We start from the raw sequence: 20739 nt of genomic DNA, 5'->3' as shown, positions 1-20739 counted from the left end.
TTCTTGTGCTATAATATTGGCAATTAAAACTTGTGAAATGGGGATTTTGAAATGAAACAGATCAAAACTTTGAATAAAGCAAACCTGAAGGAGAGCGCTGTAAAGGGCGGCTGCGGCGAGTGCCAGGCTTCCTGCCAGTCTGCTTGCAAAACCTCCTGTACAGTAGCAAACCAGAAGTGTGAGAACGCGCAGAGAGCATAATGATTGTTGAACCTGCGGCGTGCCGGATAAGATCAAATGATTGAAGGGACAGAATTCTGTCCCTTCAATTTTGTGCGGATGGAGAAAGTGAAATGATACACAAATATTACCTGAACGGATATTACATTGTTCTTGACACCAATAGCGGAGCAGTTCATCTATTTGATGAGCTGCCTTACCTGATGCTGGAATTTTTTAAGGACAGTGTGCCAGAGCAACAGCCGGAGGATTTAAAGAAAAGCTTGCTCGGGCGCTTTTCAGAATCCGAAATTAATGAAGCGTACGAGGAACTGCTTGAGCTGTACCGTTCCGGGCAACTCTACTCAGAGGATGAGTACGAGCAGTTCTGCGACATGCTGCGCGATGCCCCTGTTAAATCCATGTGCCTGAACGTTGCGCACGACTGCAACCTTCGCTGTGAATATTGCTTTGCAGCCAAAGGGGACTTTGGCCGTGGCCGTATGCTCATGCCCTTCGAGGTTGGCAAACGGGCAATCGACTTTTTAATTGAGCAGTCAGAGGGACGGCACAATTTAGAGCTCGACTTTTTCGGTGGCGAGCCTCTCATGAACTTTGACGTTGTGAAGCAGGTGGTGGATTACGCCAGAAGCATAGAAAAACAGCACAACAAAAACTTCCGCTTTACGATCACCACAAACGGCATGCTGCTAACCGATGATAAGATAGAATATATTAATCGTGAAATGTCTAATGTGGTTCTTTCGCTGGATGGTCGTAAAGAGATTAACGATTTGCTTCGTGTTCGTACAGACGGTCTCGGCAGCTACGACCGCATTGTACCGAACTACCAAAAGCTCGTTTCTACCCGCGGCGACAAGGACTATTATGTGCGTGGTACCTTTACCACACATAACCTCGATTTTTCAGAGGATGTGATGCACATGGCAGATTTGGGCTTTGACCAGCTTTCCATTGAACCGGTTGTGTCAGACGAAAAGCTGGAGTACTCCCTCAAAGAAAAAGACCTGCCTGCTGTGTTTGATGAATATGAGCGTTTGGCAAAGCTTTTAATTGAGCGCAGAAAAGAGGGGAAGGGCTTTAACTTCTTCCACTTTATGCTGGACCTTGACCAAGGCCCTTGCGCCATTAAGCGGCTGCGTGGGTGCGGCTGCGGCAATGAGTATGTTGCGGTAACACCGGAGGGCGATATTTTCCCCTGCCACCAGTTTGTTGGGGATGACGATTGGAAGATGGGCAATATTCTGCAAGGTACCTTTGACCGTACCATGAAAGAGAAATTTGCACAATACAATATATATAGTAAAAAAGACTGCAAAAACTGCTGGGCAAAGTTCTATTGCAGTGGCGGGTGTAACGCCAATAGCTGGCAGTATGAGGGCGATATTCTAAAGCCCCACACAATCTCCTGTCAGCTTGAGAAAAAGCGTTTGGAGTGCGCTATTATGATGAAGGCCGCTCTGGCAGACTCTGAATAAGTACTGCTTTTAGAGTATAGATTTTCTATGTGTCGCTTATTGTAAAACGTGATAAAGGTCTTTTTTATGCACACGCTTGCTGGCAAAAAACAGGCGTGTGCATAATTATTCGTTTGCTCTCCCGCTTCTAAGTTAACATAATTATTTAGAGGGTTACATAATTCTGAGCCTTCTTTTTCTGCATACTGTATAAATTTTCTATTTTGCTAGGTTTCTGCTTGCTTTGGTGTGGGAAAAGTATTATAGTATAATATATTTAATACCATAAAGTGGAGGCAAAAGTGTAAAAAAGGCGCAATCTGAGTAGAAAATTGGTGTTAACTCTTCAATTTAAAGTATGCAAAGGAATGAGAAGAAATGGTAGTAGGTTTTATTGGTGCCGGTAATATGGCTGGAGCAATTATAAATGGGATTCTTCGCGCTGGGATTCACCCTGCACAAGATATGATTGTGTTTGATATTAGTGAAGAAAAACGTTCAGAATATGAACAAAAGGGGCTTAGCTCCGCTGTATCCGCCGCTGAAGTAGTGAAAAATGCAGATATTGTATTTCTTGCGGTAAAGCCTCAAAACTTTGCGGAAGTATTGGAAGATGCCAAATCAACCGTTACTGAAAAAACACTTTTTGTTACGATTGCGGCCGGTATTTCAATTCATTATATTACCTCTACCTTGGGCTGCAATTGCCCCGTGATTCGGGCAATGCCCAATACCCCTCTTCTCGTTGGTAAGGGAGCGACTGCTTTATGCCGTTCTGAGCTGGTGAAAGACGAAGATTTTTCGTTTGTCCGTTCCATTTTTGAAGCGTGCGGTACCGTAGAAATACTGAGAGAAGACCAGATTAATGTGGCAACCTCTGTAAACGGCAGCGGCCCGGCTTATGTATATCTGTTTGCAAAGGCAGCGGCTGAGAGTGCAGACCGCCAGGGCATACCAGCGGATGCGGCCTTGCGTTTGTTCAGCCAAACGTTAATTGGCAGCGCAGAAATGCTTTTGCATTCTGGTCACACCCCGGAAGAACTCATTAAAATGGTATCTTCGCCGGGTGGAACGACCCTCAAAGCTTTAGATGTATTTTACAGCAGAGGCTTTGAAGCGATTGTTGATGAAGCCATGCTTGCTTGCACGCACCGTGCGGAAGAGCTGGGTAAGTAAGCTTTTCCAACCCCAATTGATTGAAACCACTTTTTTTACTCCATAATGTAGGTAGAGTTTTCCGGTTGATTCATATTAAGAACCCTTCGCTCATACAATTCAGTAGGCAACTGCCCTCGGGAGGATACGTATGAACATAAAAGGGACAAGAATCATACCGGTACACTATCGCCTGCAAAAGAAATCGCGATCCGTTGTGGAACCGCGATTTCGTGTGTTCGATTTGCATAGTATGCTCGAAGTTATTCTAGAAAATCCTTTGCTAACGGTGCTTGCGTTCTTACTGCTGGTAGGAACTATTTTTGGTGCACTGTTTGCGAGGGGAGCAGACGACACAATTTTGCAGAAACTGGATTTACTGTTTGTTAGCGATGTAAAAGCAAGAGCTGTACAATCCTCGGGCTCTGCATTTGTCGCATCGCTCAGCTCTTCATTTTTCTTTGTCATGATTTCTTTTTTATTCGGAATGTCTTTATGGGGAGTGTTTATTCTTCCATTCATTCCATTATTTCGAGGATTCGGCTTTGGTCTGGCTTCCGGTTACCTATATGCGGCATACGGGTTTCAAGGAGTTTTGTTCAATGCGGTGGTGGTTTTGCCGGGTGCCTTTTTATCGATGGTTGCCATTCTTCTTGCGGCGAAGGAAGGTATGCTGTTTTCAAAATCGACCCTAATACAAGCGTTAAGACATGAGCAAAGCAAATCGCTTTCTTTAAAGGCGTATGCAGTACAGTTTGGCTCTATTTTAATTCTTTCTGCGGCTGCGGCTGCAATCGACCTGGTTACAACCGTTTGTTTTACCGGCGCATTTACCTTTTAAAGCCAATAGCCAATAGGGGGTACAATTGAGATGAAAGAATGTTGTTCCGATTACCGGGACTACCTGCGTTTTCAAAAACTGGTTTCTCAAAACACTTTGGATTCTTATACCAGAGATGTAGAGCATTTTTTGGAATACGTTGACCAACGGAACCTTCCGGGACCGGAACAGGTCACCGAATCAGATATGGAAAAGTATGTTGAGGCACTCAATGGCCGGCAGTGCTCCGTATCTACCGTAACACGTAATATGGCGTCAATACGAGGGTTTTACCAGTTTTTAATCTTAACAGGAAAAGCTTCTGCAAACCCGGCAAAGAACATACGGCTTGAAAAGGTTCAAAAAAAGCTGCCCCAAATATTAAGCAGCGAAGAAATTGAACTCTTATTTGCTCAGCCAGATATTTCTGAACCCAAAGGCTGCCGCGATAAGGCAATGCTTGAGCTTTTATATGCCACTGGTATTCGTGTGTCTGAGCTGGTGGATTTAAATGTAACAGATATTAATTTGCACTCGGCAATGCTCTGCTGTGGTGGCCACGGCAAAAACGAACGCATGATACCGATTTATTCAAAAGCGATTGCCGCTGTTTCGGATTATTTGTTCCGCGTTAGAAGCGTAATGATTCGCGCGGATGGGGGACAGGCGTTGTTCACCAATTTAAACGGGCGGCGATTAACTCGGCAGGGTTTTTGGAAAATTATTAAGGGGTATGCAGAGCAGGCAAAAATCACCAAAGAGATTACCCCTCACACTTTGCGGCATTCCTTTGCTTTACACTTGCTGGAGAACGGCGCGAGCCTAAAGGATATTCAACTTATGCTTGGCCATGCAGATATTTCTTCCACACAGGTTTATGTACAGCTAATGAATGACCATTTTAAAGAGGTTTATAACCATTGTCATCCCAAAGCAAAGCTTGGTGTAGGTTAACAAACCCATCGGTAGGTAACACAAAAGGAGTGACTCTGTTTTGTCAGGATTTTCTCTATTCGGCGGCTACCAAAAGCCAGGGCCAGGAATCAGTAAAAATGCACCGCAAAAGCCACCGCTACAACGATTTTTCGATATACTTCTAGGTAAGTTCTTTGAACTAATAAAGCTTAATTTATTGTTCGTTGTTCCATTTGCAGTGCTAGGTTTTATCTCGTATTTATTGGGTCTGCTTGTGGGTCAATCGTTTTTGTGGAGCCTTCCCTTTATTTTACTCAGCCCTTTTTTAGCAGGCCTAACGCTTGTTACCCGTAATTATGTTCGAGAAGAGCATGCGTTCATTTTATCGGACTTTAAAGATGCTGTTTTGCTCAATTGGAAGCAGTTTTCCATTCACGGCGTCATTAGTTACATTCTTTTGAGTCTAATTCTTTATTGCATTCGTTTTTACTACACTCTTGCTGCTTCACAGGGTACCATTTTTATGGTATTGTTTGGGATTAGCATTGCAGTATTTCTAATTTTTATTTTCATGCAGTACTATATTCCACTAATGATGATTACCTTTCATCTCAACCTAAAGCAAATCTATAAGAATGCTTTTATCTTTGCGATTGTTGGATTATGGCGCAATATTTTATTAACCGCACTCTTTGGTGCAATTGCATTCCTCAATTATTTTGCTTATTATATGTATCCCGTTTTAATACTACTTTTAAATGGAATATTGCTTTTGTTCTTTACTTTTTCATTTTCATCCTTTATCATTAACTTTACAGTATATCCTCTTGTTGAGAAGTTAATGATTCACCCTGCATTAGAACCAACTCATACGGAAACAATAGAAAATGCCCAAACTGCAGGGATTGAAGAGAATAATACTGAATCGGAGTATGTTTTTTACCAAGGCAAATTGGTAAAAAGAAGTACATTAGAAAATAACGATTCTATCTTTCGGGATAGTGAATGAAAAAGGGAGATTATATTATGTCGAATAGCATTCAAGATTTAATTAGCAAAGTAATTGATGGTGAAGATAAAGAGGCTCGCAATACGCTTATTCAAAAATTAAAAGAAGAAGAGACCATTTGGGTTGCGACTTGCCCATATTCTAAGAATTATAGCTTAGAATATGTAAAATCAGTACCCTGTGCCAGCATCTTCTCTCAAAAAAGCTTTTTTGAGGAGTATCAGAAGGAATGCAAGGAACAGAATATTGAGGTAAATTGTGTCGAAAATGAAGCGAAAGATCGAATGGTATTACTCGGCGATTTATATCGCAGTGGGTTTGAGGGTCTGATTTTAGATAAAGGTCAGAAAGCGGTTCACCTTAGCTTATTTGCTTTAATGGAGAAGCCGGATTTTTCGAAACTTCCAGAGATTCAGCGCCCCGTTATGAATCCTTCTTTGATTCGTGCTACAAACGAGTTATTTGAAGCAGCTGGTATGAAAACAGCTACGATTGATCAGCAGAATCGTTTTTTCCAGGAGATTAAGAAAGCGCAGTTCCTAATGCCTATGGATGGCAGTAACATGGAGCTGGGAAATGCAGATTCAAACGGAAAAGCTGTTGTGAAAAAGGATAGTGAACTGACTCTGCCTTTGATTCGCAATAGCGAAGATAAGCATTTTAATCCTGTATTCACCGATTGGAATGAATTTAGAAAATATGACCCCGATAAAAAGTACAATGGTATGCTGGTAGATCTTGATGATATTAAGAATTTTATTAAGGAATCTGATGGCGCCGTTATCAATCCTTTTGGTGCAAATATCATACTTTCAGCAGAACTTATCAAAGAAATCGAAGCTGCGCCTGATAGCGCAGTACAGTAACATTTTTTTGAGAAAAGGGGAGGGGTCACTTTTTTTGCAGAGTCAAAAGAATGCCCTCGAATATAGAATTTCATGACTTGAATCAGAAAAGGAGCCGTAAAGGCTCCTTTTTTTATAATTACTCTTTCATTTCCTTTTTCAAATCTTCTTGTGTAGTTTCTTCCAATCCACTACCAATCACTTCTTTTACTTGACTTTTTGATATGCTCTGATTGCCTCGTGACATTACCTTTGAAAGTGGATTTGAATCGGCGGCCTGCCGCATTTGCTGGCTTGATAAATGGGTATAGATTTGTGTGGTTCCTAAATTTTCATGGCCGAGTACATCTTTTAAAACTCGAATATCTACATGCCCGTGCTGATACATTAACGTTGCAGCCGTATGCCTTAATTTATGAACGGAATAACCGGGTCCTTTAAAATCTATTTTCGCCAGATATTTTTTCACCAAATGCTGTACCGTCTTTGCGCTAAGTCGTTTTCGTTGCCTACTAATGAAAAGAGCATCCCGGTCGATTAGGTTGTTGTTTGGGCGAACCTGTAAATATTGCTCAATGGCATCCAGGCAGGAATCGTTTAAATAAACGATTCGCTCTTTATTTCCTTTTCCTACAATGCGTAATGTAGATGCGTTTTGACGAACGTCATTTAAATTGATTGCCACAAGTTCTGAAAGACGCATTCCACAGTTTAAGAACAAAGTAAGAATGCAGTAATCCCGCTGCCGATCGGGGCCATCCACAGCATTAAGTAATTCAATGCTTTGCTCCAGAGTTAAATATTTCGGCAATGCTTTTTTAATATTTGGAGTTTCCAGCTCTAACATCGGATTCACAGAGAGCTTATGCGCTTTATTGGTCAAATACCCGTAAAACGCCCGTAAACTGGAGGATTTTCGTGCTCTGGTGGATGCTTTATTACCGCGTATACTCGATAAATAATTCATGTATTCAAATACATCGGTTAATGAAATCGACTTTATTAGCTCTAAATCGACATCAGAAATGCTGATTTCATCAATTGGGGTATTTTCTGGGACTAATTGTCTATGTTGTTTTATGTAGCGAAAAAACGTTCTTAAGTCACGAAAATATTCTTCCATTGTATGGTCAGATTTTCCTTTAACCGTTCCAATGTATCCGAGAAATTCTCGGATGATCAGTGGACATTCATGCATTAATTTAGGATCCAATTAAAATCACTCCAAGCGTCATGATACAAGTATTTATAAGAAACGGACTTCATAAAAATTGAACTAATATTTTTCATCCCCTAAATTAGTCAAAATAACTATTATGACTAATTGTAACATAAAAAAATCAATGAGTCAATCTTTACTGTTCCGTTGATTCATCCACTTCTTTTAACGGCAGTATTCCCCCTATATCTATGAGTGCATCATCCGTTAATTCCAGTACCTTCTTATTATGCGCTTCTATAAATTGCCGAATTGCAAATCCATCTGGATGTGTGTTGAGCTTACCTGTAAAGGCAAAAATCGATTCTGAAATAAACCCGCAGCAGCCTCCAATAAAACCATAATTGTAACCTGGTAACTCAATATTTCCCGGCTGTATTTTGAGTAACTCCAGTCCTTGTTCATTTGCGGCCTGTGCAATTCCTGCATCCGCGGTTATAATGGATTTTTCAGCTACAATTGCGGTGGAACATTTTGCGTATCCCTGCTGAATCATTATTTTATGTATTCCAGCACTATCACAAGCTTTTTGTAATGCCGGATCTAACTCACTTATTTTTCCATACAATTGTTTATTTATTAACAGAGCGTTTAACCGAATATCTTCTGGATAAGCGTTTCCTAGCTTTTGTTCTGTAAGAAGAACCTCTGCGCCCTCATTGTGTAAAATTCTATCCAGCTCGGTATCCGATTTTGCGACTAGCCATTGTTTCCCTTCAATATGTAAGCACTGTAAATCAGCATGCTGATTAATTGCAATCGGCAATGCTTTATTTACTGGTGCCGTTATAATTCGAATCCCTCTCGCCTGCAACACTTTTGTCGCTTGCGGAACTAGGTTAGCCATAATAACTGCACTTACCTGCGAGGAGGGTAAGTGGGGATTCTCTACAAAACGTTCGACTCTCATATTTTCGAATCCCCTTCCCTACAAAACTAATCACATTTATTCCATACGTAACGCATCTACGGGACTCATTTTTGCGGCCTTCATGGCTGGGTATACCCCAAAAATCAGGCCAGTTAAAACAGAAAATCCAACCGCAAGCCCCATAATGTCGAGTCGAATGCCGAGGGTGAATCCAAAATAAGATGCTCCCAGAAATGAAATTCCGTAACCCGCTATGATTCCAAAAAACGATCCAAACAGAGTGATTAAAACAGCCTCAAACATAAATTCCAGCAAAATATCCTTTTTTCGCGCACCAATGGATTTTTTGATTCCTATCTCCCTTGTGCGCTCATTCACAGACACCAGCATGACCGTCATAATACTCAAACTTGCTACAAGCAAAGATATTGCTCCTACGGAGGACAATATTAACGTAATTACGCCAAGTATGTTGGCGAGGCTATCTTTCTGTTTCATTAGATTATTCGATACAAACGCGTTGCTGCTGCCATTGGTCCGATTTAAAGATTGCACCAGCATGTCCCCTGTTTTGTCCACATCTGTACCGGTTTTCAACTTTACAGCGATTTGGTCAAATGAGTTCTTTCCCAATAGCTGCTGCATTGTGGAATAGGGTACGTAAACAAAGTTCGGTATATAGTTACCGATAAAGTTTTGCAGCAGCCCACTTCCCGTTTTTACAATACCAACTACCTCGAACTCTTCAGTACCGCTACTGCAGGAAACTAAAACCTTTTTACCAATAATATTGTTTCTTTTATAAGAAGCCTTCGAGAAATTTTCATCTACCATACAAACCTTTGCTCCTGATTTTACATCACTTACACTAATAGCCCGCCCATAAAGGATGTTTAAAGAAATAATTTGGTTTGCATCGGCATCAATTCCCCACAAAAGAGCTTTGCCAGTGATTCTTGTAGTTTGTACACTGGTAGCCTGCATCATCACCGGCATTGCTTTTTCAACATTCTCAGCTTCCCGTACCACCTTCAGGTCGGTATCGGTTAAAGTTACCTGACTATTATTTTCTAAAGCACTAATCGACAAACCGCTTAGGCCAAGGCTGTCGAACTCCTGCGTAAGTGCGTCGGTACCGCATTGACTAATGTTGCCTATCATAATAACTGAAGCAACACCAATGGCTACACCCATCATGGTTAAAGCCGTGCGAAGCCGTTTACGGCCTAGGTTTTGAAAAGCAGAACGAAAAATATCAGCCATGGGAGGCCCTCTCCTCCTTTGGCAAAACCGCGGCGCCGTCTTTTATGGAGTCAGGGTTTGTAATCAGCGAATCTTGATCTTTCAGGCCTTTCAATACCTCAAAACCAGTTTCAAATTCCTTGCGGGTTGTTACTGGTACTTTTACTGCCTTGCGCCCTTGTAGAAGATATACAAATTCTTTCCCGTCATCGTCGGCTCGAACAGCTTCATAAGGGGCTACTAAAACATTTTTGCTTTCTTCCGTGATAATTTTCGCTTTCGCTGAAAAACCTGGTTTTATATCTTTTTTGGGATTTTGAATGCGCACAATAACTTCTACAATCGTTTCTGTTCCGGTTGTATGAATTTCCTGCTTAGCTTCCGATGATATGGAGGTTACTTTTCCCTCATATACCGTGTGAAATCCTGCACCGGTAATTATCGCCCTCTGCCCAACTTTAATCTCCGATATTTGCGATTCATTAATAGATAAACGCACCTGCAAATCGGTGGATGCAGAAATCGTTATAACCGGTTTGCTGCGGTCTACCGTTGCCTGCTCTGAAACGGGAATCGACGTTACCACTCCCGCAATGGGTGCTGTAACCTCTACTTCCTTTGTTTCAGAAGAATTAATTTCAGCATCGGCTGGAGCTGAGCTTACTGCCGCAGAGCTGCTTCGAGCAGAATCGGCGGGCGTTTCCGGTGAAGCCGCTGCGGAATTGCTACCACCCGATATTTGATTATAATACGCTTGGAGAAGGCCTTGATATGTTTGTTCATCCAAGGTGTTGGAAGGTATGGAACCTGTGCTTTGGGCCAGCTGGGCAGATGAGACCGAAAGAGTCATTAATACTTGACCAGCCTTAACAGTATCACCATTTTTAACATGAATTTTTTCAACGACTGCACCTGTCTGAACAAAAACACTCCTAGAATCCACCCGCTCAACAATTCCATTGTTGGAATAAATGGAGCTTTCAGCTGTAATGGGACTTACCTTTACAATTGAAACAGGAACATAATTCCCTTTATAAACATTCCCTGCATGAATAATGAGCAAACTTAAAACCAGTGTAATGCTAAAAAGCAATCCGTACTTCTTCATATTCATCCCCCCATACACTCTTATTTTGTGATAGGAAAGTGATTTTATGAATGTAAAAGTACAGATTTTTCATGAATAATTAAACCCAGAATTCAAAGAATAGCGTTGAGGTGAAAATGCATGAATATCATTCAATGCGACGAAGACTGCATGTACCAGCGAGAAGGCTACTGTTCCCTTGAAATTCCCACAATGGTAACCAATCACACGGGGCAAGGTTGTGTGCACCGCATTCAAGCCTCAACGCGAAAGGGAGAACGAAACCCACGAACCGCACAAAAAAATGTTAGAGAACAGCCGCATCAAACGCTTCTCTAATATTGCGTACACCTAAAAGCTGAATTCCCTTGTGTTCCGTATTGATTTGTTTTAAGCATGTGTGAGGCAGAATACACGTTTCAAATCCCAAATGTGCTGCTTCCGCAATACGGGCATTTACATGAGAAACGGAACGCAGCTCGCCAGTTAAGCCGATTTCACCAAAGACCAGAACATTATCGCCTATTTGGGCATCCTTCAGACTAGAGATAAGCGCCATCGCAACCGCTAAATCTGCCGCAGGTTCATCTAAGCGCAGGCCGCCTACAATGTTTACGTAGGCATCTAAATTTGAAAAATAGTAACCTGCTTTCTTCTCCAGCACCGCTAATAGCAAAGACATTCGGTTATAGTCGAAGCCGGTAGCCGTTCGCCGTGGGTTACCAAAGCCTGTTGTGGTTGCAAGACCCTGCACCTCTGCAAGAATTGGCCGAGTACCTTCCATAACGCAAGTTACGCAAGTTCCAGATACATTTTTAGGTCGGCCAGATAATAGCGCCATTGAGGGGTTGTCCACTTGGGACAGCCCTTTTTCGCCCATGTCGAAAACACCAATTTCATTGGTAGAGCCGTACCTGTTTTTTACGGCACGCAAAATACGGTAAGACATTTGCCGGTCTCCTTCAAAGTATAACACCGCATCTACAATATGCTCCAATACCTTTGGGCCGGCAATTGCCCCATCTTTATTTACATGGCCAACTACAATAATCGGGATATCCAAAGATTTTGCAGTTCGCATCACATAGTTCGTGCATTCTCTTACCTGTGTTACGCTGCCAGGGGAGGAACTAAGCTCCGGGTGATTCATGGTTTGAATGGAGTCAATCATCACTAAATCTGGCTTGAGCTCTTGAACCTGCTCTACTACGTGCTGAATGTCCGTTTCCGTTAGAATAAGAAGATTTTCGCTGCTTACTCCTAATCGACTGGCACGAAGCTTTATTTGGCGGCTCGATTCCTCACCGGATACATATAAAATCCGCAGCTTTTGCCCTAAAAACTCACAAATTTGAAGTAAGATTGTAGATTTACCAATTCCCGGGTCACCGCTTATCAAAATCAACGAGCCGCGTACAATGCCGCCTCCCAGAACTCGATCCAACTCCGTTAGGCCGGTTTGGTAGCGCTGTTCATCTTCCGTATTAATTTCGTTTATGGACAGAGGGCGCGCCATAGAATGGTGCCCTGCTGATTTAGGTGCCGAACGGGCAGGCTCGCGTATTTCTTCACTCATGGTATTCCACTCCCCGCAACCAGGGCATTTGCCATACCATTTGGGGGATTCGAATCCGCAACCAGAACATACAAAGACAGATTTACTTTTCGGTGCCATACGTTTTCTCCATTTTATTGTTCCTTTATTTTACTCTATTATAGCACAATGGTAGGAAGATGGAAATTCTTCCTCTATGTAAATAAAGTATTAAGACACTATTTGTGAGACCGAACCCCAATAATTTAAAAAGCCTTGGTATATTGCAAATGCCATTTGCTTTTGGTATTCCTGTTGATTCAGTTTTTTGGCTTCCCCCGCATTTGAGAGAAATCCACATTCTACAATAACAGAGGGAACCGTAGCATTTCGTAATAGATAAATAGAATCGGTTGCAGGCTTTGTTTCTCTTTGATTTTCTGGCTGCAATAATGAAGTAATTGTTTTTTGTGTAGAGTCTGCTAGTAATAGGCTATTTGGATTTTTAGGGCCATAAAATATTTGAGCACCGCTATACTTTCCATTTGTAAAATGATTTTGATGAATGCTCAGAAATACACAATCGCCATTCTGTTCAATTACTTTTAAACGATTGTGCATGTCTGAAGTTTTTCTTGCTTTAACCGTATCGAGAGAGTTGTCGCCAATCGATACATCGGAATCACGAATCATTACAACGCGGAAGCCAGACATCTCTAGCATGGGTTTAAGATTTAAGGCAATTGCAAGATTGATATCTTTTTCTACAATACCAGATTTACTGACCGCACCGCCATCTTCCCCACCATGCCCGGCATCTAATACGATGGTAGGCATATAGTCACCCGCTAATGCTGACACCATTTGATCAATTTTTTCAAATGAAATATACGTTAAGCGGATAAACATCATACAGCAAAATATGAGTAATAAAAGGGGTAGTCGAAGCTTCTTCAAAGTCATCACCTCTGAGCAAGTATATGCAAGCTTCAACGAAAAAACAACGGTATTTTAGATTCATTTCAGTACGAAGAAGCTTATTCTTTAAATCAAACGAAATAAAAATTAATCAGTACAGCCAGAAATTATTTTTCAATATAAAAAGAGAGAAAATGTATTCTCTCTCTTTTTATATTAATAAATTTTTAAAAAAATAAAATTACAAATATAATCAATAATAAAAATAATTGCAAGTTTTTAATACGACATTTTTAACTGCCTACTTATTTATGATATAAAGTAGAAAAGAAAAAAACCGTAGGCTGTTAAACAGCTTACGGTTCTTGGAGGCGTCACCCAGATTTGAACTGGGGAATCAGGGTTTTGCAGACCCTTGCCTTACCACTTGGCTATGACGCCATATTTCGTTTTTAGTGACAAAGATAACGCTTAAGAATATTAAGCGTTATCCCCATCATACCAATGGAGCGGATGACGAGGCTCGAACTCGCTACCTCCACCTTGGCAAGGTGGCGCTCTACCAGATGAGCTACATCCGCATTTATTGGTGCCTCCGGACGGAATCGAACCATCGACACGGGGATTTTCAGTCCCCTGCTCTACCAACTGAGCTACAGAGGCAAATATTGGCGACTCGGAACGGGTTCGAACCGTCGACCTCTAGCGTGACAGGCTAGCGTTCTAACCAACTGAACTACCGAGCCGTATGGTGGGAGTAATAGGACTCGAACCTATGACCCCCTGCTTGTAAGGCAGGTGCTCTAACCAGCTGAGCTATACTCCCATATCGGCTGTCGCTGTGCGCCGTGCATCAGCGACGTGTTATATAATACTATATATTCTGCCAGATGTCAACAGGTATTTTCAAAATTTTTAAAAAAACTTTTGGATATTTTTAAAGGGTTATTTTTCCTCGTTTTTCCTCTCTAAAGAGGTCGCTAAAGCCTCTAGGTGTTGTTGGTCAAACTCGTATGATTTGCCGCAGTATTGGCATTTAGCTTCCATCTTCCCACTCTCGTCTGCTAGGGTACGAATATCGTCTGGGGGCAATGTGGAGATCGCACGGGTAACTCGATCCTCACTGCAATTGCAAACATACTTTACGGGGGATTCATCAAGAATCTCCATTTCAAAGCCTTCCAGTGCCTGGCGGCACATGTCTTCCATACTCATGCCTTTTGCAAGCATAGTAGTGACAGGCTCAAGAACAGCAACATTGCGCTCCAGCTTCTCTATAGCGGCACTATCGGCTCCGGGTAATACCTGAATCAGCATTCCACCAGAGAGCAAAGACTGGCTGCTTTCTCGGTCAACCAATACACCTAAGGCACAAACTGTTGGGATTTGTTCGCTAATTGCAAAATACTGGCTAATATCATCGCCTATCTCACCGCTTACAAGCTCAACCTGGCCAATGTAGGGCTCCCCCTCACCTAAATCGCGCATAACGCTTAAAAGGCCTTCTGAGCCAATTGCCATGCCTACATCCAGTTTGCCGTTTGGTTTATTGGGCACCATTACCTCCGGGTGCTCTACATAGCCTCGGCAGTTCCCGCTACTGTCTGCAATTGCTACGATTGCCCCAGCAGGGCCGTTGCCTTTGATTTTAAGCGTAATAACAGCATCCTTCTTCTTGAGCATGTTCCCCATCAAAGAGGAAGCCGACAAAAGGCGCCCCAGAGCTGCTGTTGTAACAGAGCTAGTGTGGTGTATTTGCTGGGCAGTGTATACAATATCGGTTGTTTCAACCGCAGAGGCCATAATGCTGCCGTCTGTGGTTATACAGCGAATAATTCGATCCATTTTTTATCGTTCCTTTTCTGTTTCTGTTGTAGGTTCTTTTCTTGCAACAATTACCACTCGCTCACTATTCGGCTGCGGCGGCAAAAAGCTGCAATCGTCATAACAAGCCACAAATGATAAGCCTGCGGTATGTAATAGTTCTTTTATTATATCGTTTGAATATGCTTTTTCATAAAAATGTTCGGAGCTTCTGTGATATACGGCTCCCTCTTTTTCAAAGAAATCAAGATCAATGCTCACACGATCCGTTTTTTCTTCGAATTGATTTTGCCACACACAAAATACATGCTTTGTATCATATACAAAAACATGGTCCGCTAGAACTTCCCTGTGCTTATATTGTGTGTTCATGTCAAACAGAAAATACCCGCCGGGGTTCAGGAAAAGAGATACTCTGCGAAATGCCGCCAGAACATCTTTTTCTGTGGTTAAATGATTAATGCTGTCCAATGCACAAATTACAGTATCTACCGTACCGTATAAATCCAGCTTCTGCATTGATTGGCATAGAAAAAGGATTTGTTGCTCGGCATCGGCAGCTTTCTGCTGCGCAATGGACAGCATCTCAAAGGAAGCATCCGCACCGTATACATCTAACCCGCGCTGTTTGAGCTGCAGGGTTAAACTTCCAGTGCCGCAAGCTAAATCTAACACAAGACCGGGAGAATGGCTCAGACTTTTTAAAAGCCCGCAGAAATACTCTGCCCGCTCACTATACTTTACATTTTGTGTTAGCTCATCGTAATACTGTGCAAAGGTGGTATAAGAGCTCATAGTTCTGTGTTCCCGTCCTCTTCCAAACGCTTAAATACAGTCTCATATCCATCGCACCCATAATTTAACGAGCGATTCACACGGCTGATGGTAGCAGTGGATGCACCAGTTTTTGCAACAATATCACTGTAAACACACTTGCTACGCAGCATGTGTGCAACGGTAAGGCGCTGTGACATTGCTTTGATTTCGGGAACTGTGCATAGGTCTTCAAAAAAATCGTAGCATTCTTCAATGTTTTCAAGAGATAACACGGCTTGAAAGAGCAGGTCTACGCTTTTGTCTTTGATTTTAGAATTCATAATACTCCATCCTTCTTTTTCATACTAAAGCCGGGTATGCGCACTCTAAAAGCCCTCAAACGCCATCCGCCAAACCGGCACAGATAGTTGAAAGCGTTAAAGTGTGAAAGCGATAACGGCATAACAACAACCCCTGTGCCGGAATAGGCAAGGCGATGATTTACAGATCGTTTCGAATCAAATCTTCATATGACTCGCGCCGAACTACAACACGCGGTTCGCCATCTTTCACCATAACAACGGCTGGGCGAGGATTGCGGTTATAGTTTGATGCCATAGAATAGTTGTATGCGCCAGTAGAAAGCACGGCTAAAATATCGCCTACCTCTGGTTCTTGAATCATAGTGTTTTCCTGAATTAAATCGCCGCTTTCGCAGCATTTGCCTGCAATGGTAACTTTGGTTTTTGCTGGTTGGTTTGCCTTATTGGCAATTAAAGCAGTGTACTTTGCCTGGTACAGAATATAACGAGGGTTGTCCGTCATGCCACCGTTTATCGATACATAAGTACGAACCGCCGGTATTTGTTTGATACCGCCAACTTGGTACAGGGTAATCCCTGTTTCTCCTACCATAGACCGGCCTGGCTCAATAAAAATAAAGGGTACCTTTAGGCCAAGCTCGTCGCATTTATGGAATACAGCAGTAGAAACCAGCTCCATGTACTGGTCATACGGCAGAGGAGCATCTTCTTCTGCATAATGGATCCCGAAGCCGCCGCCAAGATTCAGTTCTTCTATCTCAATACCTGTATCTTTCTTAATGTCTGCAATAAATTGCAGCATAACTTCTGCTGCAAGCACAAAGGGAGAGCTTTCAAATATTTGCGAACCAATATGGCAATGAACACCCTTTAGATCAATGTTTTTGTACTTCAAGGCAAATTTAACGGCTTCCATTGCTTCACCAGTCTCAAGAGCAAAACCGAATTTCGAATCGATTTGTCCTGTTTGAATAAAGCTGTGGGTATGCGCGTCAATACCCGGCTTAATTCGCAGGGATACATGTGCTACCTTTCCAGCTTCACAGGCAAGGCGGTCAATAGTTTGCAGCTCGGTCAGATTATCCGCAATAAAATGGCCGATTTCATATTCCAATGCCAAACGTATCTCTTGTTCGGTTTTGTTATTGCCGTGAAAATGAATGCGCGCAGCCGGGAAGCCTGCCTGAATTGCTGTGTACAGCTCGCCGCCGGAGGCAACGTCTAACCCAAGACCCTCTTCCTCAATGATACGACAAATTGCTTTGCAGTTAAATGCCTTACTGGCATAAACAGTCATACCCTTGCCTTTATAATGCTTTTCAAAAGAGCTTTGGTAGCTGCGGCAATTGCGGCGAATTTGGTTTTCATCCATCACATACAGAGGCGTACCGAACTGCTCTGCAAGCTGAACGGTATCGCAGCCACCAATGGTGAGGTGCCCTTGTGAATTGATTTGTAAGTGTTCAGTATCGTACATTGGTCGAATTTCCCCCTTCGGAATATCTTACTCTTCAACGGCGCAAGCCGCCGCTATCCATTCTTTTAGCGTATCAAGGCCTTCCCCGTTGGAAGAAGAGAAAGGCAAACGCCGAACCTGCTTCTGATTTTGGAACAAATCGTTATAAAGCTGTATTTGAGCCGCTCTTTCCCCTTTATTGAGCTTGTCGCACTTTGTCATAACAACAATAAAAGGGAAATCACCGGCACTCAAAAAATCAATCATATGCATATCATCTGCGGTTGGTTTGTGGCGCATATCCACAATTTGTACCACAAGACCAATTTGGCGTCCAGCTGAAAAATAACCCTCTACCAAATTCGCCCACCGTAGCTTTTCAGACTGTGAAACCTTCGCGTAACCGTAACCCGGTAAATCGACTAGCCGGCAGTTTGAAAGCCGATAAAAATTGATGGTTCCCGTTTTACCGGGGGTAGCACTCACTCGTGCTAACGCCTTACGGTTGACCAGTTTGTTAATTAAAGATGATTTTCCAACGTTAGAACGCCCGGAAAACACAATCTCCGGCAAGTCGTCGGGCGGGAGTTGATCTACCCGGCCGGCAGCAAATTCAAATGCGGCATTATCAAATCTCAATTTTACACCTCTAGCATTGAGGCTGCTCCCGCATAACTGGCGGCTGATTCTGCGCGGCGGGATCCACATTTTGAGTGGATTCCACAGCCGGAGCCGTTGCTTTTGTTTGTGGAAGCGGGCGGGGCTTACGCGTAAGAGCTAAGCCGAGCACCTCATCAATTTTCTTTACTGGAACAAAATGAATGTTCTCTTTTACCACATCATCAAATTCCGAAATATCGGAGAAATTATCCTCCGGAATAATTACTGTACGAATACCATTGCGATAAGCTGCCATTGATTTTTCTTTCAGGCCACCAATGGGCAGCACCCTACCTCGCAGGGTTATTTCACCGGTCATCGCAACGTCGTGACGTATCGATATTTGTGAAAGTGCCGACGTAATGGCAGTTGCCATTGCGATACCAGCGGATGGGCCGTCTTTTGGGATTGCTCCCTCCGGCACATGAATGTGAATGTCTGTTTTATTATAGAACTGCCCATCAATGCCAAGCTGTGCTGCTTTTGAGCGTATACAGCTAATTGCTGTTTGAGCAGATTCTTTCATCACATTACCGAGGGAGCCAGTAAGCTGAAGCTTACCATTTCCTTCCATAACTGCTACTTCAATCGGCATGGTTTGGCCGCCCACACTGGTCCAAGCCAACCCGTTTACAAGGCCAACTTCATCTGTTTTATTGCGGCCTTCCGGTTTGAAACGTCTAGGCCCGAGCAAGCTCTCTAAATCTGCCGGTTTGATTGAAAGCTTTAGATTTTCTTCCGCCACAATACGCTTTGCACTTTTCCTGCAAATGGCTGCAATGGAACGCTCCAGGTTACGCACACCCGCTTCTCGAGTATAGCTGTCAATTAAATCACGAATGGCAGCAGGAGTAATCTGCAAGGTTTGCGCGCTAATGCCGTGTTTTTTTAGCTGCTTTGGAACCAGATATTTTTTGGCAATCTGATATTTTTCTTCATGCGTATAGCTTGAAAGAAAGATAACATCCATACGGTCAAAAAGAGGACCCGGAATGGAGCTCGCATCATTTGCTGTAGTTAAAAACAGCACCTTACTTAAGTCAAAGGGCATGTCGATATAGTGGTCATAAAATGCAGAATTCTGCTCAGAATCCAAAACCTCGAGTAATGCGGCTGCTGGGTCACCCCGAAAGCTACTGCTCAGCTTGTCGATTTCATCAAGCAAAATAAGAGGATTACTTACTCCAGCTTGCTTGACTGCATTCATAATACGCCCCGGCATAGAACCAATATAAGTGCGGCGATGCCCCATAATATCGGATTCATCGTGGACGCCGCCTAAGGATACCCGAACATATTTGCGGCCAATTGCCTTTGCAATCGAGCGTGCAATCGATGTTTTACCAACACCGGGCGGGCCAACTAGGCAAACAATTTGCCCGTTAATATCTGGAGCCAGTTTTCTGACAGCCAGTGTTTCAATAATACGTTCTTTTACTTTCTTAAGACCATAGTGATCCTTATCTAAAACGCGTTGGGCTTTGTTCAAGTCTATGGTTTCTTTCGAAAAATTGTTCCAGGGCAATTCAATGCAAACATCTAAATAATTACGAATCACATTTGCCTCGTGCGAGCCGAACGGCATCTTCCCAAAACGGTCGCATTCTTTTAGCAGCTTTTCACGCTGTTTTTCTGGCATTTCAAGCTGTAAAATACGCTCCCGCAGTTCTTCGGATTCTTCCTGAGGATTATCGTCCTCCCCCAGTTCAAAATTGATTGCTTTCATCTGCTCCCGAAGAAAATAGTCGCGTTGGTTTTGGTTCATCTGCTCCCGTGCTTTTTCTGTGATTTCATTCTCAATTTCAAGCACCTGCACTTCATGCTCAAGAATATCCACCAATTTTTCAAGTCGTCGTACCGGATGCAGTTCTTCCAAAATCACCTGTTTCTGCTCATAGTCGAGCATCAGGTTGGAGGCAATGTAATCAGCCAAAGGCCCACAGCTTTTATTTTTGACAACACCGATTACAATGTCTGGTGAAATACGCTTGTAATTCTGCAGGTATTTTTCAAACAGAGTTTGTGTGTAACGAACGAGAGCCTCTGTTTTATTTGTAACTCGGGTAGGCGTGGTATGAAGCGGCGCAACCTTTACAGTTAAAAAAGGGGTTTCGCTTACCACCTCTTCCATACGCGCACGGCTAACTCCCTCCGCCAATAAGCGAACTCCGTCTTCTGTGTGATGAAGAATTTGCTTTATTTTCGCAATAACGCCAACCTGGTACATTTGTTCCGAATTGGGGTCGTTATCCTCCAAGTCTTTTTGAGCCACCAGAAAAATCGTTTGGTTTTGCTCCATAGCCTCATGTAGGGCTAAAATCGATTTTTTTCTTCCTGCGTCAAATTGCAGAATCATACCGGGAAACAAAACCAGCCCGCGCAATGCCAAAACCGGCAAGGTTTGTAGTTCTGTTTGTCGCTCGATTTTTTTGCTCATATTTCACTCCTGTATTCATTCAGTGAAGAAA

General features: G+C 42.7%; 20 protein-coding genes and 5 tRNA genes. 8 read left to right on the top strand and 17 right to left on the bottom strand.

Going from position 1 to position 20739, the window contains the following annotated elements:
- The first annotated feature begins 51 nt into the window (after positions 1–51).
- The 7 genes from scfA to CAN90_RS08280 all read left to right on the top strand — a co-directional run bounded on the left by scfA (position 52) and on the right by CAN90_RS08280 (position 6402).
- Complete coding sequence (gene scfA, locus CAN90_RS08310) at positions 52–201, top strand: six-cysteine ranthipeptide SCIFF (protein WP_009063491.1); 150 nt, start codon at positions 52–54, stop codon at positions 199–201.
- Between the two features lie 92 nt (positions 202–293).
- Complete coding sequence (gene scfB / locus CAN90_RS08305) at positions 294–1658, top strand: thioether cross-link-forming SCIFF peptide maturase (RefSeq protein WP_085833368.1); 1365 nt, start codon at positions 294–296, stop codon at positions 1656–1658.
- 357 nt (positions 1659–2015) lie between these two features.
- Positions 2016–2813 (top strand): pyrroline-5-carboxylate reductase, encoded by a 798-nt coding sequence (gene proC, locus CAN90_RS08300; RefSeq protein WP_085833367.1) that lies wholly within the window; start codon positions 2016–2018, stop codon positions 2811–2813.
- Positions 2814–2943: 130 nt separating this feature from the next.
- Entirely contained in the window at positions 2944–3633 is a 690-nt protein-coding gene (locus tag CAN90_RS08295) for a stage II sporulation protein M (RefSeq protein WP_085833366.1), read from the top strand.
- A gap of 30 nt (positions 3634–3663) precedes the next feature.
- Complete coding sequence (gene xerD / locus CAN90_RS08290) at positions 3664–4566, top strand: site-specific tyrosine recombinase XerD (protein ID WP_085833365.1); 903 nt, start codon at positions 3664–3666, stop codon at positions 4564–4566.
- A gap of 40 nt (positions 4567–4606) precedes the next feature.
- A complete protein-coding gene (locus CAN90_RS08285) occupies positions 4607–5536 on the top strand; it encodes a hypothetical protein (RefSeq protein ID WP_085833364.1) in 930 nt (309 codons plus the stop codon).
- Positions 5537–5553: 17 nt separating this feature from the next.
- Positions 5554–6402, top strand: a complete 849-nt coding sequence (locus tag CAN90_RS08280) for an SseB family protein (protein WP_242953608.1) — start codon at positions 5554–5556, stop codon at positions 6400–6402.
- A 118-nt stretch (positions 6403–6520) separates the two neighbouring features.
- Here CAN90_RS08280 and CAN90_RS08275 read toward each other — a convergent pair whose 3' ends face one another.
- The 4 genes from CAN90_RS08275 to CAN90_RS08260 all read right to left on the bottom strand — a co-directional run bounded on the left by CAN90_RS08275 (position 6521) and on the right by CAN90_RS08260 (position 10821).
- Entirely contained in the window at positions 6521–7579 is a 1059-nt protein-coding gene (locus CAN90_RS08275; RefSeq protein ID WP_085834322.1) for a tyrosine recombinase XerC, read from the bottom strand.
- Between the two features lie 157 nt (positions 7580–7736).
- Entirely contained in the window at positions 7737–8510 is a 774-nt protein-coding gene (locus CAN90_RS08270) for a DUF6873 family GME fold protein (RefSeq protein WP_242953607.1), read from the bottom strand.
- A gap of 36 nt (positions 8511–8546) precedes the next feature.
- Positions 8547–9734 (bottom strand): ABC transporter permease, encoded by a 1188-nt coding sequence (locus CAN90_RS08265; RefSeq protein ID WP_085833362.1) that lies wholly within the window; start codon positions 9732–9734, stop codon positions 8547–8549.
- On the bottom strand, positions 9727–10821 hold the full coding sequence (locus tag CAN90_RS08260) for an efflux RND transporter periplasmic adaptor subunit (protein ID WP_085833361.1): 1095 nt from the start codon (positions 10819–10821) through the stop codon (positions 9727–9729). The genes CAN90_RS08265 and CAN90_RS08260 overlap by 8 nt, the downstream gene beginning before the upstream one ends.
- A gap of 120 nt (positions 10822–10941) precedes the next feature.
- Between CAN90_RS08260 and CAN90_RS13475 the strand changes: the two genes are divergently transcribed.
- Positions 10942–11139 carry a hypothetical protein gene (locus tag CAN90_RS13475; protein WP_143750812.1) on the top strand — a complete coding sequence of 66 codons (198 nt, stop codon included), beginning with the start codon at positions 10942–10944 and terminating at the stop codon, positions 11137–11139.
- Here the strand turns inward: CAN90_RS13475 and radA are convergent.
- The 13 genes from radA to lon form a co-directional block, all read right to left on the bottom strand.
- Complete coding sequence (gene radA, locus CAN90_RS08255; RefSeq protein ID WP_085833360.1) at positions 11108–12475, bottom strand: DNA repair protein RadA; 1368 nt, start codon at positions 12473–12475, stop codon at positions 11108–11110. The genes CAN90_RS13475 and radA overlap by 32 nt on opposite strands.
- A gap of 90 nt (positions 12476–12565) precedes the next feature.
- The gene (locus tag CAN90_RS08250) at positions 12566–13297 is read right to left on the bottom strand and encodes an N-acetylmuramoyl-L-alanine amidase (protein ID WP_242953606.1); all 732 of its coding nucleotides are present in this window, start codon (positions 13295–13297) and stop codon (positions 12566–12568) included.
- Between the two features lie 321 nt (positions 13298–13618).
- Positions 13619–13693 (bottom strand) — tRNA-Cys (locus CAN90_RS08245).
- A 64-nt stretch (positions 13694–13757) separates the two neighbouring features.
- Positions 13758–13833: transfer RNA gene (locus tag CAN90_RS08240), tRNA-Gly, on the bottom strand.
- Between the two features lie 6 nt (positions 13834–13839).
- Positions 13840–13915, bottom strand: a tRNA-Phe gene (locus CAN90_RS08235).
- Positions 13916–13921: 6 nt separating this feature from the next.
- Positions 13922–13998: transfer RNA gene (locus CAN90_RS08230), tRNA-Asp, on the bottom strand.
- Between the two features lie 3 nt (positions 13999–14001).
- Positions 14002–14078, bottom strand: a tRNA-Val gene (locus tag CAN90_RS08225).
- Positions 14079–14197: 119 nt separating this feature from the next.
- Positions 14198–15097, bottom strand: a complete 900-nt coding sequence (hslO, locus tag CAN90_RS08220; RefSeq protein WP_085833358.1) for an Hsp33 family molecular chaperone HslO — start codon at positions 15095–15097, stop codon at positions 14198–14200.
- Between the two features lie 3 nt (positions 15098–15100).
- The gene (locus CAN90_RS08215; RefSeq protein WP_085833357.1) at positions 15101–15871 is read right to left on the bottom strand and encodes a class I SAM-dependent DNA methyltransferase; all 771 of its coding nucleotides are present in this window, start codon (positions 15869–15871) and stop codon (positions 15101–15103) included.
- Positions 15868–16173: a YerC/YecD family TrpR-related protein gene (locus CAN90_RS08210; protein WP_085833356.1), complete on the bottom strand. Its 306-nt coding sequence runs from the start codon at positions 16171–16173 to the stop codon at positions 15868–15870. Before CAN90_RS08210 ends, CAN90_RS08215 begins: the two co-directional genes overlap by 4 nt.
- Before the next feature lie 160 nt (positions 16174–16333).
- Positions 16334–17632, bottom strand: a complete 1299-nt coding sequence (lysA, locus tag CAN90_RS08205) for a diaminopimelate decarboxylase (protein WP_085833355.1) — start codon at positions 17630–17632, stop codon at positions 16334–16336.
- Positions 17633–17659: 27 nt separating this feature from the next.
- Positions 17660–18250, bottom strand: a complete 591-nt coding sequence (gene yihA / locus CAN90_RS08200; protein ID WP_085833354.1) for a ribosome biogenesis GTP-binding protein YihA/YsxC — start codon at positions 18248–18250, stop codon at positions 17660–17662.
- 10 nt (positions 18251–18260) lie between these two features.
- Positions 18261–20708, bottom strand: a complete 2448-nt coding sequence (gene lon, locus CAN90_RS08195) for an endopeptidase La (protein ID WP_085833353.1) — start codon at positions 20706–20708, stop codon at positions 18261–18263.
- Positions 20709–20739 lie beyond the last annotated feature (31 nt).

Origin of the sequence: Clostridium merdae (assembly GCF_900176635.1) — a bacterium.
Classification (GTDB): domain Bacteria; phylum Bacillota; class Clostridia; order Oscillospirales; family Acutalibacteraceae; genus Faecalispora; species Faecalispora merdae.
This window is presented reverse-complemented; position numbering and strand designations above follow the sequence as displayed.

What these genes read in the sequence shown, in the direction of transcription:
- CAN90_RS08270 (WP_242953607.1), bottom strand. Translation starts at nt 8,510, where the DNA reads ATGAGAGTCGAACGTTTTGTAGAGAATCCCCACTTACCCTCCTCGCAG.
- lon (WP_085833353.1), bottom strand. Translation starts at nt 20,708, where the DNA reads ATGAGCAAAAAAATCGAGCGACAAACAGAACTACAAACCTTGCCGGTT.
- xerD (WP_085833365.1), top strand. Translation starts at nt 3,664, where the DNA reads ATGAAAGAATGTTGTTCCGATTACCGGGACTACCTGCGTTTTCAAAAA.
- CAN90_RS08280 (WP_242953608.1), top strand. Translation starts at nt 5,554, where the DNA reads ATGTCGAATAGCATTCAAGATTTAATTAGCAAAGTAATTGATGGTGAA.
- CAN90_RS08295 (WP_085833366.1), top strand. Translation starts at nt 2,944, where the DNA reads ATGAACATAAAAGGGACAAGAATCATACCGGTACACTATCGCCTGCAA.
- CAN90_RS08260 (WP_085833361.1), bottom strand. Translation starts at nt 10,821, where the DNA reads ATGAAGAAGTACGGATTGCTTTTTAGCATTACACTGGTTTTAAGTTTG.
- CAN90_RS08275 (WP_085834322.1), bottom strand. Translation starts at nt 7,579, where the DNA reads ATGCATGAATGTCCACTGATCATCCGAGAATTTCTCGGATACATTGGA.
- hslO (WP_085833358.1), bottom strand. Translation starts at nt 15,097, where the DNA reads ATGGATCGAATTATTCGCTGTATAACCACAGACGGCAGCATTATGGCC.
- scfB (WP_085833368.1), top strand. Translation starts at nt 294, where the DNA reads ATGATACACAAATATTACCTGAACGGATATTACATTGTTCTTGACACC.
- CAN90_RS08215 (WP_085833357.1), bottom strand. Translation starts at nt 15,871, where the DNA reads ATGAGCTCTTATACCACCTTTGCACAGTATTACGATGAGCTAACACAA.
- CAN90_RS08265 (WP_085833362.1), bottom strand. Translation starts at nt 9,734, where the DNA reads ATGGCTGATATTTTTCGTTCTGCTTTTCAAAACCTAGGCCGTAAACGG.
- radA (WP_085833360.1), bottom strand. Translation starts at nt 12,475, where the DNA reads ATGGCACCGAAAAGTAAATCTGTCTTTGTATGTTCTGGTTGCGGATTC.
- lysA (WP_085833355.1), bottom strand. Translation starts at nt 17,632, where the DNA reads ATGTACGATACTGAACACTTACAAATCAATTCACAAGGGCACCTCACC.
- CAN90_RS08210 (WP_085833356.1), bottom strand. Translation starts at nt 16,173, where the DNA reads ATGAATTCTAAAATCAAAGACAAAAGCGTAGACCTGCTCTTTCAAGCC.
- proC (WP_085833367.1), top strand. Translation starts at nt 2,016, where the DNA reads ATGGTAGTAGGTTTTATTGGTGCCGGTAATATGGCTGGAGCAATTATA.
- CAN90_RS08250 (WP_242953606.1), bottom strand. Translation starts at nt 13,297, where the DNA reads ATGACTTTGAAGAAGCTTCGACTACCCCTTTTATTACTCATATTTTGC.
- scfA (WP_009063491.1), top strand. Translation starts at nt 52, where the DNA reads ATGAAACAGATCAAAACTTTGAATAAAGCAAACCTGAAGGAGAGCGCT.
- CAN90_RS13475 (WP_143750812.1), top strand. Translation starts at nt 10,942, where the DNA reads ATGAATATCATTCAATGCGACGAAGACTGCATGTACCAGCGAGAAGGC.